Here is an 18,914-nt window from a genome sequence, read left to right on the forward strand (position 1 = left end):
GACGGATATGACTGCTACCAGAACGCGTTGGCAGAGCGGGTGAACGGCATACTGAAGACCGAGTTTTTGCTACATCGCCCAAAAGACCTGGCCGAAGCCAGGCGTATGGTCGACGAATCGGTAGATATTTATAACCGCAAGCGGCCACATCAGACCTTGAAATACAAAACGCCCGATGCGGTGCATCGGGCGTTTTGAGGGTAAAACAGGTGTAAACCTATTTCAGGACTAGACACACAAAAGCGCGATGCCTGAGAAAGGAAGAGCTCAAGCATCAACGCAACAGACTCACCTGCAAACTCAACCGCGCCTGCTGGCCCGGCGCAAGGCTCAGGCAATCGTCAACGCCTGACACCGCTTCAACCCGCAAAAACCCCATCGCTTCGCTACCGCCCACACCCAGCAGAGGCCGACTTCCAGGATGCCAGACGGCGGTGTTGGCGCTGTCACGAGCGTCGATGCTCAGTCGGCGCTGCCAGGCGTCATCGTGCAATTGAAGCGGGCCTGCGTGCTCGAAAACGCGCTGACAGCTGCCCATCACCCGCAACTCACCTTTCTGCTCACAGACGCTGCGGCTGAGTTCGTCGTACCCTTGTGCGCCGTCCAATCCTCTCAGTGCGACGTCGCCGATGTCACTGATGCGCCAGTAAGCATGCAAGGCGTGTCCGAACTGGCAGGGCTCGCTGTCTTCGTGTCGGGTTTCCAGACGCAGCTCCATGCTCTGCCCAAGCTCGGCATAAAGGTCGGCCTGCCAGTCCCATAGGCTCAAGCGCCAGTGCAGCGAGACGCCTGCTTCGCGTTCGTGGCTGTCGATCAGCTTCCAGTCGAGCAGGCGACCCCAGCCATTGGCAGGCCAGCCGCCCTCGCCCGGATGCCGCCCCACCCAGGGCCAGCACACAGGCACGCCGCCCCGAATCGCACCGACTTGCGGCCACTGCGCAGCGCACCACAGCCAGGGCTTTTGACCCGTTGGCTGAAAATGCAGCAGTTGGGCGCCCTGCCGACTGAATACGGCCTGGCATTGCGGGTGATTGATCACCAGCACATCGCGTTGCTGGTGGCGTTCCCACTGGAACGTCGGCTGAGGTCTGGCCGAGGAGAAGAAGCGTTGCAGGGGATGGTCGAGCGATGCTGTGTCCTTGCTGGTCATTGCTGTTCCGTTTGAATGAAAGGCGGTATGTCTCTTGTGGGAGTGAGCTTGCCCACGAATGGACCACTGCATCCGCAAAATCTTCAGCGGCAAAAACTCAGCATTCGTGAGCAAGCTCACTCCCACAGGTGAAGCGCCTTCCGGCGCATTGACGACCCTTTCGTGAGCAAGCTCACTCCCACAGGTGAAGTGCCTGCCAGCGCATTGGCGATCCTTTCGTGAGCAAGCTCACTCCCACAGGTGAAGTGCCTGCCAGCGCATTGGCGGCCCTTTCGTGAGCAAACTCCCACAGGTGAAGTGCCTGCCAGCGCATTGGCGATCCTTTCGTGAGCAAGCTCACTCCCACAGGTGAAGTGCCTGCCAGCGCATTGGCGGCCCTTTCGTGAGCAAACTCCCACAGGTGAAGCGCCTGCCGGCGCATTGGCGGCCCTTTCGTTAGCAAGTTCACTTCTACAGATTCGGTGACTACCGACCTATTGGAAGCACTTGGCGAACCCGCAAAAAAAAAGCTCCGAATACCAGAGCCGATACGACACAAAAAAACGGGCAGCCAGGCTGCCCGTAAAGCACACACGACCCTTGATCGTTTGTGAAGCACATCAGAGTGATGTGCGGAGGAGCGGTCCGCACAACGTTTGCAGCGTCTTAGAACTTGGATTGAATCTTGATACCTGCCACCAGAGCGTTCTGGACTTCGTCCACGCCGCCTGGGCTCTTCACGTACTGCAGGTTAGGACGCACGGTCAGCCAGTCGGTGACGTGTACGCCGTAATAGATTTCCGAGTTGTACTCGGTCTTCTGGATTGGCAGGTAGCCAGGGTTGTCGTAGTCGTCGATACCGTTGACGGCGTTGACCAGGCGACGGTTGTCCTGGGCATCGTCGTTGACGTGAATGCGAGCCACACCGATACCGATGTCATCCTTCGGACGTGCATCGAACGGACCTTTGTAGACGAAACCGACCTGCTGATAGTTGTCGACCATGTTGGTGGCTTTGTCATGCACAGTGGCGTTGGCGAAGATACTCAGACCGCGGGAAGGATCGCCGTTGTGGGCGGTCAGTTGTTGCTGAGCCACGACCCACCAGCCGTGCTTGTCCTTGTGGGACTTGAAGTCACCGCCAGCGATGGCTTGCGGCTGACCGTTTTCGTTTTCGTACAGGTCATCGGCGCTTGGGTTACTGACGTAGTAACCCAGACGGTATTCGCCTGGCAGCGAGTTCACGCTTGGCGACCACACGACTTCCACAGGCACTACGGTGCCCTGAGAACCACTGCCGCTGAGCTTGAAGCCGTTACCGGTTTCCAGGTTCGACGGGTTCTGCTCATAGACACCGATCTGCGCAAACAGCTCGGGTGTGATGTTGTATTTCACACGCGCGGCCCACTGGCTAACTGGCCAGTTGTACCAGGTGTTCACGTAGTTACCCACTTGCGACCCGCAGAACGACAGGTTCTGGAAGTCGCATGGGAAGCTGTTGAAGTCTTCGCCTTCGCCGAAACGACCGACCTTGATGTCCAGGGCGCCGTCGAAGTACTTCTGCTTGACCCACATTTGCGTCAGACGCCAGGTCTGGCCACGACCCCAGACTTCTTGCGAGGAGCTGAGTGTGCCGGCGCGTGGGTCGCCGATACGGTCGTTGGAAATGTTGTTGCCGCTACGCTCGGTGATCGCCAGCTTGAATTCAGCATCATGCCAACCGAGGATTTTCTGCAGGTCCATTTGCACGCCGAACGCGAACTGGTCGCTGTAGCGGCCGGTCCTGTCGTCGTTGTAGCCGCCATTGAGGTTGGAGGCCGCCTCACCTACGTACTCGATCGGAAAGTCATAACCCTTGTCGTACAGTTCCTGGCGCAGACCGCCCCAGTCACCCGTCAAGTGCTCACTGGCCTTGAAAGGCTCCATGGCGGAGGCCGTTGCGGACAGCGTCAACGCGCTCACAACAGACAACCCACCGATAAGGTGCAGCTGGTTAAGCGATTTGCCTTTTACCTTCTTCATCCCTTAAATCCTCGTTTTATTGTTATTAGCTTTAAACAGCGTTGTAACCACTTGCTTCGTGTGCCTGCCGGGGCGCTTCTACGGCAGAAAAAATCGCCCCGACAGATGTGCTCCTTGACGCAGTCTTCCTGCGCGCGGAATCAGTTGCGGTTGAGCCGCGTAACGTTCCCCATATTCTCAACCGGCTGCGACTTTCCCAGTGCACCCAGACGTTCGCCGCTCTTGGCGTCAAACAGCAGAACCTTGGCTGGATCGAATTGCAGGGTCAGGGTTTCGCCCACTGCCGGCGCCACATCCGGGGCCAGACGGCTGCAGACCTTGCTCTCGTTGAGCGTGACGAAAACCAGCGTATCAGGACCGGTCGGCTCGGTGACCTGCACCTCGGCCCGAATGGTCGGCATCCCCGCAGTTTCCCCGGACGCTAGCACGATCTGCTCAGGGCGAAGGCCCAGAATCACCTCACGGTCCTCAAGGCCCGCATCGCTCATGCTCATTGGCAGTTCGCAACGCGCCTGACCACTGTCGAGCAGTGCCACCAGACGGCCATCCTTGCGTTGCAGACGCAGTGGAATGAAGTTCATCGGCGGCGAACCGATGAAACTGGCGACGAACAGGTTGGCCGGATCGTTGTAGATCTGTTTCGGCGTACCGAACTGCTGAATGATGCCGTCCTTCATGACCGCCACTTTGTCGCCCAGCGTCATCGCCTCGATCTGGTCGTGGGTCACGTAGACCGTGGTGGTCTTGAGGCGTTGGTGCATCAGTTTCATTTCGGTGCGCATCTCGACCCGTAGCTTGGCGTCGAGGTTGGACAGGGGTTCGTCGAACAGGTAGATCTTCGGCCGACGCGCCAGCGCGCGGCCCATGGCCACACGCTGTTGCTGACCACCGGAAAGCTGGCCGGGCTTGCGATTGAGCAGGTGTTCGATCTGCAGCAGCTTGGCGACGCGAGCCACTTCCGCATCGATGTCCGACTGGTTCATCTTGCGAATCTTCAGGCCGAACTCGATGTTCTCGCGAACGCTCATCGTTGGGTACAGCGCGTAGGACTGGAACACCATGGCGATGTCGCGATCTTTCGGGCTCATGCCGCTGACGTCCTGATCGCCGATCATGATCGCACCGCCCGTAATGGTTTCCAGGCCCGCGATGCAGTTCATCAGGGTCGACTTGCCGCAGCCCGAAGGACCGACCAGGATCAGGAATTCGCCTTCCTTGATCGACAGTTCGATGTTCTTCAGGGTGTCCGGTAGCCCGGCCCCGTAGGTCTTGTTTACATTGCGAAGTTCGAGCGTTGCCATGATTACCCCTTGACTGCGCCGGCCGTCAGCCCGCGCACGAAATACTTGCCTGCGACCACATAGACCAGCAGGGTCGGCAGACCGGCGATCATCGCCGCCGCCATATCAACGTTGTACTCCTTGGCCCCGGTGCTGGTGTTGACCAGGTTATTCAGCGCCACCGTGATGGGCTGCGAATCACCGCTGGAGAACACCACACCGAACAGGAAGTCGTTCCAGATCTGCGTGAACTGCCAGATCAGGCAAACCATGATGATCGGCGTCGACATCGGCAGAATGATCTGCCGGAAAATCGTGAAGAAACCGGCGCCGTCCAGACGCGCGGCCTTGACCAGCGCATCGGGAATGCTGACGTAGTAGTTACGGAAGAATAGCGTGGTGAACGCCAGACCGTAGACCACGTGGACCAGCACCAGACCTGTGGTGGTGCTGGCCAGGCCCATCTTGCCGAGGGTGAACGAGGCTGGCAGCAGGACGGTCTGGAACGGCAGGAAGCAGCCGAACAACAGCAGGCCGAAGAACATCTGCGAACCCTTGAAGCGCCACATCGACAGCACGTAGCCGTTCAGGGCACCGATGGCCGTGGAGATCAGCACCGCGGGCACGGTGATCATGATCGAGTTGACGAAGTAGCCCTTGACTGTCGCCCAGGCCTTGACCCAACCAATGGTGGTGACTTCGGTGGGCCAGCTCAGCAGGTTGCCGGTGCCGATGTCTTCGGGCGACTTGAAGCTGGTGAGCAGCATCACCACCAGTGGAATCAGGTAGATCAACACAGCGCCGATCAGCACGGCGTAAATCGCGATTCGGCTCAGGCTGATCGACGGTTTGGCGGCGAGACTAGTCATTGCGCTTGGTCCTCAGCTCGGAATACAGGTAAGGCACGAGGATCGCAAGAATCGCCCCGAGCATCAGAATCGCACTGGCCGAGCCCATGCCCATCTGGCCACGACTGAAGGTGAACGAGTACATGAACATCGCAGGCAGGTCGGATGAGTAGCCTGGGCCACCGGCGGTCATCGCGGCGACCAGGTCGAAGCTCTTGATCGCGATGTGCGCCAGAATCATCACCGCGCTGAAGAACACCGGGCGCAGGCTTGGCAGCACCACTTTCCAATAGATCTTCGGCATGCTTGCGCCATCGATCTGCGCCGCGCGAATGATCGACTGATCGACACCACGCAGCCCTGCCAGGAACATCGCCATGATGAAGCCCGATGCCTGCCAGACCGCTGCGATGACCAGGCAATACACCACGCGATCCGGATCGATCAGCCAGTCCAGGCGAAAGCCTTCCCAGCCCCAGTCACGCAGTAGTTTGTCCAGGCCCATGCCAGGGTTGAGCAGCCATTTCCACGCCGTACCGGTGACGATCATCGAGAGCGCCATTGGGTACAGGTAAATGGTGCGAATAAAACCTTCGCGACGAATGCGCTGATCGAGAAACACCGCCAGCAGCACGCCGACCACCAGGCTGATGCCGATGAACATGCCACCGAACACTGCCAGATTCTTGCTTGCCACCCACCAGCGATCGTTATCAAACAACCGTGCGTATTGCGCCAGCCCCACGAATTTGTAGGACGGCAGGAAAGTCGAATTGGTGAACGACAGAACGAACGTCCACAGGATATAGCCGTAGAAGCCCACCAATACGATGAACATGCTTGGCGCCAGCACCAGTTTGGGTAGCCAGCGCTGCAGTGCATCGAACGGCGAGGCTTTGCTGAACACAGCAACAGAACTCATGGTGAAATCCAGTACAGGAAATGAAGATTAGGCATGCACCCTGTGGGAGTGAGCTTGCTCACGAAAGCGTTGTGCCAGCTGGAACATCAGAACCTGACACTCCACTTTCGTGAGCAAGCTCACTCCCACGGTAGAAGCGAGCGGTGCTTAAACGACTACTTGGCAGCCTTGATTGCCGCACCCAACTTCTTCGCCGCGTCGGCCGGATCGGCTTTCGGGTCGTTGATGAAGTTGGTCACGACGTCAAAGAACGCACCTTGAACGGCCAGCGTTGTTGCCATGTTGTGCGCCATGCTTGGTTGCAGGCCACCGGTCTTGGCATCCGCGAGGAAGTCTTTGGCAGCGGTCTGGGCGCACGAGTCAAAACCGTACTTGTTCATGTCAGCCAGCATGTCGGTACGAACAGGGATCGAGCCCTTGTTGATGCTGAAGACTTTCTGGAAGTTTTCACCCAGCACGACTTTGGCGATATCTTGCTGACCGGCGGCGGTGCCATTTTTGGCGTTATCTGCGCCCTTGAACACCGCCAGAGAGTCGATGTTGTAGGTAAAGGCCTTGTCGGTGCCAGGAAACGCTACGCACTCGTAGTCCTTGCCTGCGACTTTCTTGGCAGCGGTCCATTCGCTCTTGGCCCAGTCACCCATGATCTGCATGCCGGCCTTGCCGTTGATGACCTTGGCCGCTTCCAGGTTCCAGTCCTGGCCCTTGCCATCGGTGTCCATGTAGGAAGCGACTTTCTTCAGCTCGGTCAGCGATTTGACCATCTCGGGACCGGTCAGCGCGCCGTTATCCAGGTCGACCAGGGCTTTCTTGTAACCATCGGCACCCATCACCGAGAGCACGACCGCTTCGAAAACCGTGCTGTCCTGCCAAGGCTGGCCACCGTGGGCCAGAGGGATGAAGCCAGCTTTCTTCAGTTTGTCGCCTGCGGCATAGAACTCTTCGAGAGTGGTAGGGGCTTTTTCGATACCGGCCTTCTTGAACACTTCCGGGTTGATCCACAGCCAGTTCACACGGTGAATGTTCACCGGTACGGCCACGTAATCACCGTCGTACTTCACGGTATCGGAGACTTTCTTGTCCAGCAGGCTGTCCCACTTCTCTTCTTTGGCGGTGTCTTTCAGCACATCGGTATCCAGCAAGCCGGTAGACGCCCATTCCTGGATGTCCGGGCCTTTGATCTGGGCGACGCCAGGCGGGTTACCGGCGACGGCGCGGCTTTTCAGCACGGTCATGGCAGTCGAACCGCCACCACCGGCCACAGCGCCGTCCTTCCAGGTAAAGCCGTCTTTTTCAACTTGGGCTTTGAGCACATCGACAGCCGCTTTTTCGCCACCGGAAGTCCACCAATGGACAACTTCCACAGTGCCTTTGGAATCGGCGGCCATGGCGCTCAGAGGGAACAACGAGGCGAGAGAAACGAGTGCTGCGAGACGGGTAATCGAATTCATCTATTTGACCTTATTGTTGTTATGCATGAGCAAGTCTTGGCGCTTGCGCTGCATGGATTCTAAACAAGGAGCTCGCGCGGACGGTAACGAAGCGATGCGCAAGTGTCACTGGATGGTTACATTTGAAAAATCTGCCAGGCACCTGCTGAAAAACGGGTTCAACTGTGGGGGTGAGCTTGCTCACGAGTGCTGACGTTTAACCATAGATATTCAGCAAATGTCGCGCTCGATGCGTGAGCAAGCTCACTCCTACAGGGTCTGGGCCAGGTTCAGGATTGGGCCTGTTCACTCCGTCCCACGCGGCAGGTACAACGTAACCCGTAACCCGCCCTCGCGCATATTCTGCAACGTCACCTCGCCGCCATGGCTGTGGGCGATGTTGCGGGCGATTCCCAACCCAAGCCCATAGCCCTGCTGATGCTTGCCTGCCAGCCGAAAATGCGGCTCGAAGACTTGTTCGAGCCGTTGCTCGGGAACGCCAGGGCCTTCATCTTCAACATGCAGTACGAACGCCTCAGCATTGTCCTCGATGTACAGATGCGCCTTGTCACCATATTTGATGGCGTTGTCGATCAGGTTGCCCATGCAGCGCCGCAGGGCCAGGGGCTTGCCATGGAACATCGACATCGCCCTGCCGCTCAGCGTAATACGGCCATCGCCGGCGGGTGACAGGTAAGGCTCGATCAGGCAGTCCAGCGCGTGGTTCAGGTCCACGGGCTCGATGTTCTCGTGAATGTCGGTGTCCTTCACGCATTGCAGCGCGCCTTTGACCAGCAGCTCCAGCTCATCGAGATCGCGGGTGAACTTGACCTGCATTTCCTCGTCTTCCAGCAACTCGACACGCAGGCGCAGGCGTGTGATCGGGGTGCGCAGATCGTGGGAAATGGCGCTGAACAACTGGCCGCGTTCAGTCAGGTAACGGCTGATACGATCGCGCATGGTGTTGAAGGCGCGGGTCACCTCGATCACTTCACTGCCTCCGCCCTCCACCACCGGCTCGACATCTGCCCCCAGAGACAGATCCCGTGCGGCGCGGGCCAGACGCTTGAGCGGTCCGCTTTGCCAGTGCACCAGCAGGCCGATGAACACCAGCAAGAAGACACTCGTCAGGCCGATGAACCAGACCTGCTGCGACGGCAGGCCCTCTTCTTCGAGCATGGTGTAGGGCTCAGGCAACAGCGACGCGATATACAGCCATTCGCCGGGCGACAGTTCGATCTGCGTCACCAGCACCGGCGGATTCACCGGCTCGAGTGTCAGCGCGTAATGCGCCCAGGAGCGCGGCAATTCGTCGAGTTTCAGGCCGCTGTTGAAGATGCGCAGATCCTCCGGCCGCACGAAACGCACGAGGATATCCGGGTCAGCGCCGAGGTTCTGTCGCAGCACCTGCCCCACCACGTCGATCACCGCGGTTTTGCGCACGGTCGGTTCCAGCACCTGCATGTCCAGCGGACGATCATTGAGCGAAACGAAGAACCGCGTACCGCCCATGCTGCGCAGCTGATCGAGCACCAACGGGCGGAAGGCCACCGGCAATGAGCGGAAATAGCTGACACTGGCCGACATGGAATAGCCCAGGCTGCGAGCACTGGTGATCAGCCCTTCCATCTGCGTAGCGCGCAGTTGCGACAGCCAGATCAGGCTGGACAGGGTCTGGGCCAGCAATACCGCCAGCAGAGTGAGCAGCAACATGCGCCCCAGCAACGAGCGCGGTACCGGCAGACGGCGCTTTTTCTCGGCCACCATCAGCGATCAGTAACCGTTGCTGGCTTGTGGCAGCACATTGGCCGCCAACAAATAACCACTGCCTCGCACCGTGCGAATCAACCGCGGCGCCTTGCCGGTGTCGCGCAGACGCTGACGAAGACGACTGACCGCCATGTCGACGATGCGCTCCAGCGGCATCAGCTCACGGCCGCGTGTGGCGTTGCCGATGGTGTCGCGATCGAGGATCTGCTGCGGGTTATCGAGAAAGAGTTTGAGCAGTGCGAAGTCCGCGCCGGACAGGATCACTTCCTCGCCATCGCTGTGGAACAGTCGGTGGCTGACCATGTCCAGGCGCCACTCATCAAAGACCAGCACTTCCCCACCCGTGCGCTCCTGACCGAACTGGGCACGGCGCAGCAGGGCCTTGATCCGGGCCTGGAGTTCACGGGGGCTGAAGGGTTTGGCCATGTAGTCATCGGCACCCAGCTCCAGGCCGATGACCCGATCGGCCTCGTCGGAGCTGGCAGTGAGCATGATGATCGGCACATGGGGCTGGCGCGGGTGATGCCTGACCCAGCGGCACAGACTGAAGCCGTCTTCGTCGGGCAACATGACATCGAGAATCAGCAGGTCACTGGGTTCGTCATTGAACGCCTGACGAAACTCGGCGCCATCACCCACTGTGCGTACCTGAAAGCCAGAGCGGCTCAGGTAGGCTTGCAGCAATTCCCGAATCTCCTGGTCATCGTCGACCACCAGAATCGATTTACTGACTGCGTTCACTTGGTCGTCCTTGTAAGCTCAGAATTATTTTTATGAGTTAAGCATTTTCGACGCATACAACTGTAGGAGCGCGTTTGCCCGCGACGGATGTGTCCGGCAACACAGACGCATTGTTCCAACCTCCCTCTTCGCGGGCAAGCGCGTTCCTACAAGTGATGCGTCGTCCGTCAGGCTGACTCAGCCCTGAGCGATCAGAGCCTGATCCAGGGCAACGCCAGCGCCCATCAAACCTGGATACTCGGCTGTCACCAGCCACACCGGCACGTCGTTGAAGTAATCCTTCATCAGCCCTTTTTCTGCAAGCGCCTTGTTGAAGCCGCTCTGCATGAAGAAGTCGACGAAACGCGGAATCACCCCACCGGCAATGTACACCCCGCCACGGCCTCCCACGGTCAACACATTGTTGCCTGCCACGCGCCCGAGGAACACACAGAACTGTTCGAGTACAGCGCTGGCCACCGGATCGCCCTTGAGGGCGGCCGAGGTGATGGCAGCGGGGGATTTCAGCTCCGGCTCGATATCGTCCAGCGCGCAACTGACCTGATACAGCAACAACAGACCTGCGCCGCTCAGAACCGTTTCAGCACTGACATGCTCGTGATCGGCCATCAGGCGCGTCCATAGCAGGGCTTCACGCGCCGTGCCGATCGGCAGATCGACATGCCCGCCCTCGCCCGGCACTGCAGTCCAGTGGTTTTCGCCGGAACGAATCAGCGTCCCGACCCCCAAACCGGTGCCAGGGCCGATCACCACTCGGGCCGCTTTCGAGTCGCCCTTGCCATGACGCACAGTCAGGTATTCATCGTCGCGCAGGCGCGTCATGCCCAATGCCATGGCAGTGAAATCGTTGACCATGATCAGATGGTCGATCTTGAGCGCTGCGCAAAACGCCTGGCGATTGATCTTCCAGTGGCTGTTGGTGAAGTGGAAATCATCGCCGGTTACCGGCCCCGCGACCGCCAGGCAGATCGAACCGACATCGCCCAGTTGTAGCTCCAGATCCTGCAGATAGACCAGCAAAGCCTTCTCGGGGCTGGCGTAATCGACCGTCGGGAACACCCGGATCGAATGCAATTGGTCGTCTTCCCAAATAGCAAAACGAGCATTTGTCCCGCCGATATCACCCACCATCGCCAATGTCACTTGAGCGTCTCCAGATTCGAAGTAAAGGCGCTGGCGCCCTTCTCTGCCGAGCTGAAGGCCATGCGCATGAAACCGAACAACTCGCGGCCACTGCCCACATTGTGTGACAGGCGCCCGATTGCCGGCTCTCTGGCCGCCAATTCTGCCGGTTCGACCAGAACTTGCAACGTTCCTTTTACGCCGTCTACCCGAATGAGGTCCCCATCACGTACAAGTGCCAAAGGGCCACCATCGGAGGCTTCCGGGCATACGTGGATCGCCGCCGGGATTTTCCCCGACGCGCCGGACATGCGCCCATCGGTGATCAGCGCGACTTTGAAACCGCGATCCTGCAGCACACCAAGGAACGGCGTCATCTTGTGCAGCTCAGGCATGCCATTGGAGCGAGGTCCCTGGAAACGCATGACCGCAACGAAATCACACTCAAGCTCCCCGGCCTTGAACGCGTCCGCCAGGTCCTGCTGGTCTTCGAACACCTTGGCCGGTGCTTCGACGATCTGGTGTTCCAACGCCACCGCCGACACCTTCATCACGCCGCGCCCCAGGTTGCCTTCCATCACGCGCAGGCCGCCCTCAGGGGAGAACGGGCGTGCAATCGGGCGCAGGATATTTTCGTCCAGGCTCTCGCTAGGGCCGTCCCGCCACACCAGCTTGCCTTCAGCCAGGAACGGCTCCTGGGTATAGCGACGCAAACCCCGGCCCACGACGGTGTTGACGTCTTCATGCAGCAGCCCGGCATCGAGCAACTCACGAATCAGGAACGACATGCCGCCCGCGGCCTGGAAGTGGTTGATGTCGGCTTTGCCGTTCGGATAAACGTGGGTCAGGGTTGGTACGACTTCGGACAGGTCAGCCATGTCCTGCCAGGTCAGTTGAATGCCTGCGGATTGCGCGATGGCGGGCATGTGCAACGTGTGGTTGGTGGAACCGCCGGTCGCGTGCAGGGCCACGATCGAGTTGACCAGCGAACGCTCGTCCACAATCTCTCCGAGGGGGATGAAATCGCCGCTCTGCTTGGTCAGACGCGTCACCTGAAACGCTGCTTCACGTGTCAGGGCATCGCGCAGCGGTGTGTAAGGATTGACGAAAGAGGCGCCCGGCAAGTGCAGCCCCATGACCTCCATCAGCAGTTGATTGGTGTTGGCGGTGCCGTAGAAAGTGCAGGTGCCAGGGCCGTGGTAGGACTTCATTTCCGAGTCCAACAGTTCTTCACGGGTCGCCTTGCCTTCGGCGTAACGCTGCCGTACGTCGGCTTTCTCCTTGTTGGAAATACCCGACACCATCGGTCCGCCCGGTACGAAAATCGTCGGCAGATGACCGAAACGCAGGGAGCCCATCAGCAGGCCCGGCACGATCTTGTCGCAGATGCCCAGCATCAATGCGGCATCGAACATGTTGTGCGACAAAGCGACCGCCGTTGCCATCGCAATGACTTCTCGGCTGGCGATACTCAGCTCCATGCCCGGCTCGCCCTGGGTTACGCCGTCACACATGGCTGGCACGCCGCCGGCAAATTGGCCCACCGAGCCGATTTCACGCAGGGCTTTTTTGATTTGCTCAGGGAAATGCTCGTACGGCTGATGCGCCGAGAGCATGTCGTTGTAGGAGGAAACGATGGCGACGTTGGCCGCGTTCATCATCCGCAGGCTGTGCTTGTCTTCAGTGCCGCAGGCCGCTACGCCATGGGCGAAGTTGGCGCATTGCAGCTTACCCCGCATCGGGCCGTCGCTCGCCGCGCCCCGGATCAGTTGCAGATAGCGCTGACGGGTTTCACGGCTGCGAGCGATCAGCCGTTCGGTTACCTCAAGGACGCGGGGATGCATTGTGATGAACTCCAGGCTAGCGGATGTGGTCACCCGTATAAGACGCGTACAAAACCGGTGGTCGAAATCGGGCCCCTGGAGAAACGCTTCAGCAAAGGCTAGATTTTTCAAACAGTTGTGTTGGCTTTACGGGTTTCTATTTGTAGATAAAACAAAATACTGCCATTAAAAAGGCTTGTTTTCTATTTTTATGAGAATAATCTTGTAATTCCAACAACAAATTCACTGAGGACGGGTGTATGACTCTCCGCATCGCAATCAATGGCTTTGGCCGCATCGGCCGCAACGTCCTACGTGCACTCTATACCCAAGGCTACCGCCAGGACTTGCAGATCGTCGCCATCAACGATCTGGGTGACAGCGAGATCAACGCCCACCTTCTGAAGTACGACACAGTTCACGGTCCGTTCGACGGCACGGTCGAGCACGACACGGAAAGCCTGACCGTCAATGGGGATCGCATTTCGGTCAGCGCCATTCGCAATCCAGCCGACCTGCCGTGGAAATCGGAAAATATCGACGTGGTGTTCGAATGCACCGGCTTTTTCACCAACCGCGAGAAAGCTGCCGCGCACATCACTGCGGGTGCCAAGAAGGTCATCATCTCCGCGCCCGCCAAAGGCGCTGATGCCACGGTCGTTTACGGCGTCAACCACGATGTGCTGCGTCAGTCGCATCAGGTGATCTCCAATGCTTCGTGCACCACCAACTGCCTGGCGCCTGTTGCGCAGGTGTTGAATCGCGAGATGGGCATCGAAAGCGGTCTGATGACCACCATTCATGCCTACACCAATGACCAGAATCTGATCGACGTGTACCACACCGACCCGTATCGCGCGCGCTCGGCCACTCAGTCGATGATCCCGAGCAAGACCGGCGCCGCAGAGGCCGTGGGCCTGGTGCTGCCGGAACTGGCAGGCAAGCTGACGGGCATGGCGGTGCGTGTGCCGGTGATCAACGTATCGCTGGTCGACCTGACCATTCAGCTCAAGCGCGATGCGACGACCGATGAGGTCAATGCGATCATGAAAGAAGCCGCGCAACACTCCAAGATCCTCGGCTACAACAGCCTCCCGCTGGTGTCCCATGACTTCAACCACAACCCGCTGTCGTCGATCTTCGACGCCAACCACACCAAAGTCAGCGGCCGCTTGCTCAAGGTGCTGGCCTGGTACGACAACGAGTGGGGCTTCTCCAACCGCATGCTGGACAACTGCCTGGCATTGATGAATGCGGAGTGATTTTTAGGCCATGACTTGTAGAAGCACGCTTGCCCGCGACGGCGTCTTGTCAGACACAGAATCTGTCGACTGACCCACCGCACTCGCGGGCAAGCGCGCTCTTACGATGAAGCTCCGCCTGGACACGCCTTTACAAAATTCTGGCTACGCTCACCTTGACCCGAACAGCAGATGACAATCATTATCATTTGCTGAATTTCTGGTCGGGTATCCCTGTGACTCAGTCGCACTTCAATGACGTTTTCCTGGCAAGGCGAACGATTCTTCTGCGCACCCTTCAGCGCATGGTCCGCAACCCCAGCACCGCCGAAGACTTGCTGCAGGAAACCTACCTGCGGGTCACCCGCGCCCTGGGCGAACGCGCCATCGATCATCTCGAACCCTTCGTGTTCCAGACCGCGCGCAATCTGGCGTTGGATCATCTGCGTGCCCGACGCATTCATGCGCGCACTATCGTCGACGACGCCCCGCTGTCCGAACTGCACAACGTGATTGCCCCCGATGCCGCGCTGGAAGACGCTGCCCACGCCAATCGCCTGCTGCTGAGCCTCAACGCGAGTGTCGAAAAACTCACGCCGCGCCAGCAAAAAATCTTTACCCTGAGCCGGCTCAACGGCTGCAGTTATCTGGAAATTGCCGAGCAACTGGGCGTCTCCGCCAGTACCGTACAAAAGGAACTCAAGCTGATCATGGCCATTTGCGTCGGCGTTGCGGCCCGGCTCGAACGTTGATGAGAGCAGTTTGATCCATATTCCATGAGAAACCTGACGGGAGCGCGGCGACCCGCTCGCTACGCTCCCGCTCCACACCGTGTATCCGAGGAAGCTGCTTGACGGACTCTCACTCACCTGGCCCTGCAAACGACAGCGCCATGGACCAGGCCCTGAACTGGCTGATCGAACTGGAGAACGCCGACGCCCAGCAGCGAGCGCGCTTTCAGGATTGGCTGGCGGCTGATCCCGCTCATGGTGAAGCCTTCGCCAAGGCCGAGGCCGTCTGGAATTCGCAACCGGTGCTTGAAGCTGCGGCCAGTCTGGGTGTGCCGAGAAAGCCGTCAATGCTCAAACGCTTGCGTCCGCATTGGGTACCGTTGGCCACGGCGGCGGCTTTGCTACTGGGGCTTTTCAACTTCAGCGACCTGCCGTTGCGCCTCAAGGCCGACCATCTGACGGTGGCAGGAGAGCGCCAGCGGCTGGAGCTTGGCGACGGTTCGAGGGTGCTACTCAATACCCGGTCCGCGTTCTCCAGCGAGCTGGACGACCGGCAACGCATCGCCCGACTTTACGAGGGCGAAGCCTTCTTCGAAGTGCCTCCGACCAAGGGCCTGCCACTGCAAGTCGAGGCGGGCCCGGTGCGCATGAGCGCCAGCAGCACGTCGTTTGCCGTGCGCTATCTGGACGGTGTGGCACAGATTCAGGTCGAGCGCGGCGCGGTAAACGTGCAGGCCACCCAAGGCAGCTCTCAGGTCAGCCTCAGTGCTGGGGACAGCCTTCGGGTCGGTCCCGAAGGCCTCGGCCATCGCGAGAAAATCGACCAGAACAAGGACCTGGCTTGGGTCCAGGGGCGGCTGATCTTCGATAATTGCCCGCTCAAAGAAGTCCTGGCCGAGCTGAGCCGCTATTACCCCGGCTGGATCGTCAACGCCAATAGCCGGCTGGATCAGGTCGCAGTGACAGGCAACTACCGGCTGGACAACCCGGTGGACGTGGTTCGTTCACTGGCACAAATCACCTCTGCCCGCCTGCATGAGCTGCCCGCGCTGATGATTCTGAACTGAGGTAAATTATTTTTACGCGATAGCCGTTCGTCGTACGTCTCGTTATAGCTAATGCAAGTGATTCCCATTAACAAATACTTGCTAACACTATTTCGACCCGCACGACAGGGAGCGCTTTCGATGCCGTCCACGTTCACCCCCGCCCTATCTGACTCGCCACGGACCACCAACCCTTTGGCTCTCTCGCTGTTGACCGTCGCGGTGCTTGCCGCAGGCCTGCACAGCGCGCCGGCTGCCGCCGCCGAACAATCGGCTCGGGTGGCGGGCAGCTATCAGTTTTCCATCAAGCAACAACCGCTGGTGTCAGCCCTCAATGAATTCAGCCAAGCCACCGGTTGGCAGGTGGGCATGTCGTCGGATCTGGCGCGCAACGTCACCTCGCCCGGCGTCAGCGGCACCTTGTCGGCGGAACAGGCGCTGGACCAGCTGCTCGCGGGGAGCAACCTGAGCTATCGGCGTCTGGGCAACAACAATGTCGTTCTGGAAAAGCGCAGCACCTCTGGCACATTGGCGCTGGAGCAAGTCACCGTCAGTGCGACGCGTCAGGCGCAGTCGGTGGATTCGGTGCCCAGTACCGTCACCGTGCATGAGCGCACCGAACTGGATCGCGCGAACGTCAATAACATTCGCGATCTGGTGCGCTATGAACCAGGCGTTTCCGTGGGCGGTGCAGGCCAACGCGCGGGCACCAGTGACTTCAACATTCGCGGCATAGACGGCGACCGGATCCTGACTCAGGTGGACGGCGTCGAAGTGCCGGACACTTATTTCTCCGGGCCGTACGCCAATACCCACCGCAACTACGTCGATCCGGAAATCATCAAACGCGTCGAAATCCTGCGCGGCCCGGCCTCGGCCCTGTACGGCAGCAGCGCCATCGGGGGCGCCGTGAGTTACTACACACTCGATCCCGAAGACATCATCAAGCCGGGCCAGTACGTCGGTGCGCGCTTGAAGACCGGCTACAGTTCAGCGGATAACAGCTGGCTGAACTCGGCCACCGTGGCCGGTCGAGAAGGCGATTTCGACGGTTTACTGCATGTCAGCCAGCGCAATGGCCGTGAGACCGAATCCTATGGCGAGCACGGTGGCACCGGTCTGAGCCGCACCGCAGCGAACCCCGAAGATGCCCGCGCCACCAATGTCCTGGCCAAGCTGGGCTGGAACTACGGCGATAACGATCGCCTCGCGTTCACCTACGAGAAGTACAAGGACGACACCCACACTAATCAAAAAAGCGCCGTCGGAGGACCGTTCATTCCTGGACGCGGGGCCTCCGGCATGTACCGCAGCCGCGAAGGCAACGACGTCATCACACGCGAGCGTTTCGGCCTTGAAAACACCTTCGCGCTGAACAGCCTGCTGGCCGACAACGTCAAGTGGAGCCTGAACTACCAGATTGCCAAAACCGATCAGGACACGCTTGAGCGGTACGTTCCGGGCAGCCGCGACGTCTGGCGCACCCGTGACACGACGTACAAGGAGCGGCAGTGGATTTTCGACGCGCAATTGGACAAGGCTTTCAACATCGCCGACACCGAGCACCTGCTGACCTATGGCACCACCCTCAAACAGCAGAAAGTCACCGGACTGCGCAGCGGGAGTGGAACGTGCGCCGCGGTCCTCGGGACGTGCAGGACTGTCGGGGCACCGTCAGCCTCTGATCTTCTTTTGCCAAACAGCGACTTCCCGGACCCGACCGTCAACACTTATGCCCTGTTCGCGCAGGACCAGATCAAGTGGGGCGACTGGACCTTCACACCGGGCGCACGCTACGACTACACGACGCTCGATCCTCATGCCACTGAAGCGTTTCTGCGCGCCGTTAGCCTGACCAGCGCCGATCAGTTCGATGACAAAGAGAAGAAGTGGCATCGCCTGTCGCCGAAACTGGGTGTGACCTATGCCATCAGCGACGCCTACACCTGGTACGGCCAGTACGCTGAAGGCTTCCGCACGCCGAGCGCCAAGGCCCTGTATGGCCGCTTCGAAAACCGCACCACCGGCTACATCGTCGAGCCAAACCCAAATCTCGAACCGGAGAAGAGCAGGAGCTATGAAACCGGCCTGCGCGGTCGCTTCGATGAGGGCTCATTCGATGTGGCGGTGTTCTACAACAAATACCGCGACTTCATTAATGAAGACGCCATCCAGCCAGCCTCATCGAATGAGGCGGTGTTTCAGGCCAACAACATCAGGCATGCCACCATCAAAGGCGTGGAAGTCAAGGGCCGTCTGAATCTGGACAGCTTCGGCGCACCGCAAGGCCTCTACACCCAAGGCTCGCTGGCTTACCTGTACGGTCGTAATGAAGACACCGGCCAGCCGATCAACAGCGTCAACCCGCTGACTGGCGTATTCGGCCTGGGTTACGAGCAGGACAACTACGGTGGCTTGCTCAGCTGGACCCTGGTCAAGCGCAAGACTCGCGTGGACAACTCTAACTTCCACGCGCCGGATGGCTCCTCCTCGCAGTTCAAGACTCCGGGCTTTGGCCTGGTGGACCTGACCGGCTTCTACAAAGTCACCGAAGACGTGACCCTCAGCGGCGGCCTGTACAACCTGGCCGACAAGAGATACTGGTTGTGGGATGACGTACGCGGCTACGACGGTGTCGGTGAAGCTGGCGTGACAGCGCCAGCGAGCCTGGATCGCCTGACCCAGCCGGGCCGCAATTTCGCCATCAACGTGGCGTGGGATATCTAGGAGGGGACTGTCAGATTTTTTGTGTGCGGGCCGGTAACGGCCTGCCGTCAGGCAGGCCGTGCTTTTACCAGGTCGGCCTGAT

General features: G+C 59.4%; 15 protein-coding genes. 5 read left to right on the forward strand and 10 right to left on the reverse strand.

Annotation, left to right across the window (positions count from 1 at the left end; all coding sequences use genetic code 11):
- Nucleotides 1-198, forward strand: a 198-nt coding sequence (locus tag CE491_RS01290) for an integrase core domain-containing protein (RefSeq protein ID WP_199884936.1), incomplete at its 5' end; no start/stop codon positions are given.
- A 76-nt stretch (nucleotides 199-274) separates the two neighbouring features.
- Here CE491_RS01290 and CE491_RS01295 read toward each other — a convergent pair.
- The 10 genes from CE491_RS01295 to edd all read right to left on the reverse strand — a co-directional run bounded on the left by CE491_RS01295 (nucleotide 275) and on the right by edd (nucleotide 13,108).
- Nucleotides 275-1,150 (reverse strand): D-hexose-6-phosphate mutarotase, encoded by an 876-nt coding sequence (locus tag CE491_RS01295; RefSeq protein ID WP_110946568.1) that lies wholly within the window; start codon nucleotides 1,148-1,150, stop codon nucleotides 275-277.
- A gap of 645 nt (nucleotides 1,151-1,795) precedes the next feature.
- Nucleotides 1,796-3,151, reverse strand: coding sequence for a carbohydrate porin (locus tag CE491_RS01300; protein ID WP_110946569.1), 1,356 nt, complete (start codon nucleotides 3,149-3,151; stop codon nucleotides 1,796-1,798).
- A 140-nt stretch (nucleotides 3,152-3,291) separates the two neighbouring features.
- Nucleotides 3,292-4,452, reverse strand: coding sequence for an ABC transporter ATP-binding protein (locus CE491_RS01305; protein ID WP_110946570.1), 1,161 nt, complete (start codon nucleotides 4,450-4,452; stop codon nucleotides 3,292-3,294).
- A 2-nt stretch (nucleotides 4,453-4,454) separates the two neighbouring features.
- Nucleotides 4,455-5,300, reverse strand: coding sequence for a carbohydrate ABC transporter permease (locus tag CE491_RS01310; protein WP_110946571.1), 846 nt, complete (start codon nucleotides 5,298-5,300; stop codon nucleotides 4,455-4,457).
- On the reverse strand, nucleotides 5,293-6,201 hold the full coding sequence (locus CE491_RS01315; protein WP_110946572.1) for a carbohydrate ABC transporter permease: 909 nt from the start codon (nucleotides 6,199-6,201) through the stop codon (nucleotides 5,293-5,295). The genes CE491_RS01310 and CE491_RS01315 overlap by 8 nt, the downstream gene beginning before the upstream one ends.
- Nucleotides 6,202-6,356: 155 nt before the next feature.
- Entirely contained in the window at nucleotides 6,357-7,652 is a 1,296-nt protein-coding gene (locus CE491_RS01320) for an ABC transporter substrate-binding protein (protein ID WP_110946573.1), read from the reverse strand.
- A 285-nt stretch (nucleotides 7,653-7,937) separates the two neighbouring features.
- Nucleotides 7,938-9,398, reverse strand: coding sequence for an ATP-binding protein (locus CE491_RS01325; protein WP_110946574.1), 1,461 nt, complete (start codon nucleotides 9,396-9,398; stop codon nucleotides 7,938-7,940).
- 6 nt (nucleotides 9,399-9,404) lie between these two features.
- The gene (locus CE491_RS01330; RefSeq protein WP_110946575.1) at nucleotides 9,405-10,142 is read right to left on the reverse strand and encodes a response regulator; all 738 of its coding nucleotides are present in this window, start codon (nucleotides 10,140-10,142) and stop codon (nucleotides 9,405-9,407) included.
- A 177-nt stretch (nucleotides 10,143-10,319) separates the two neighbouring features.
- Nucleotides 10,320-11,273 carry a glucokinase gene (locus tag CE491_RS01335; RefSeq protein WP_407681313.1) on the reverse strand — a complete coding sequence of 318 codons (954 nt, stop codon included), beginning with the start codon at nucleotides 11,271-11,273 and terminating at the stop codon, nucleotides 10,320-10,322.
- A gap of 8 nt (nucleotides 11,274-11,281) precedes the next feature.
- Nucleotides 11,282-13,108: a phosphogluconate dehydratase gene (gene edd / locus CE491_RS01340; RefSeq protein WP_110946577.1), complete on the reverse strand. Its 1,827-nt coding sequence runs from the start codon at nucleotides 13,106-13,108 to the stop codon at nucleotides 11,282-11,284.
- A gap of 239 nt (nucleotides 13,109-13,347) precedes the next feature.
- On the opposite strand from edd, the gene gap reads away from it, so the two are divergent.
- From gap to CE491_RS01360, 4 genes are all read left to right on the forward strand, one after another.
- The gene (gene gap / locus CE491_RS01345; protein WP_110946578.1) at nucleotides 13,348-14,349 is read left to right on the forward strand and encodes a type I glyceraldehyde-3-phosphate dehydrogenase; all 1,002 of its coding nucleotides are present in this window, start codon (nucleotides 13,348-13,350) and stop codon (nucleotides 14,347-14,349) included.
- Between the two features lie 215 nt (nucleotides 14,350-14,564).
- Complete coding sequence (locus CE491_RS01350) at nucleotides 14,565-15,080, forward strand: RNA polymerase sigma factor (RefSeq protein ID WP_199884937.1); 516 nt, start codon at nucleotides 14,565-14,567, stop codon at nucleotides 15,078-15,080.
- Between the two features lie 140 nt (nucleotides 15,081-15,220).
- Nucleotides 15,221-16,126 carry a FecR family protein gene (locus CE491_RS01355; protein WP_110946579.1) on the forward strand — a complete coding sequence of 302 codons (906 nt, stop codon included), beginning with the start codon at nucleotides 15,221-15,223 and terminating at the stop codon, nucleotides 16,124-16,126.
- A gap of 120 nt (nucleotides 16,127-16,246) precedes the next feature.
- A complete protein-coding gene (locus CE491_RS01360) occupies nucleotides 16,247-18,832 on the forward strand; it encodes a TonB-dependent receptor (RefSeq protein WP_110946580.1) in 2,586 nt (861 codons plus the stop codon).
- Nucleotides 18,833-18,914 lie beyond the last annotated feature (82 nt).

It is taken from the genome of Pseudomonas bohemica, from assembly GCF_002934685.1.
GTDB lineage: Bacteria > Pseudomonadota > Gammaproteobacteria > Pseudomonadales > Pseudomonadaceae > Aquipseudomonas > Aquipseudomonas bohemica.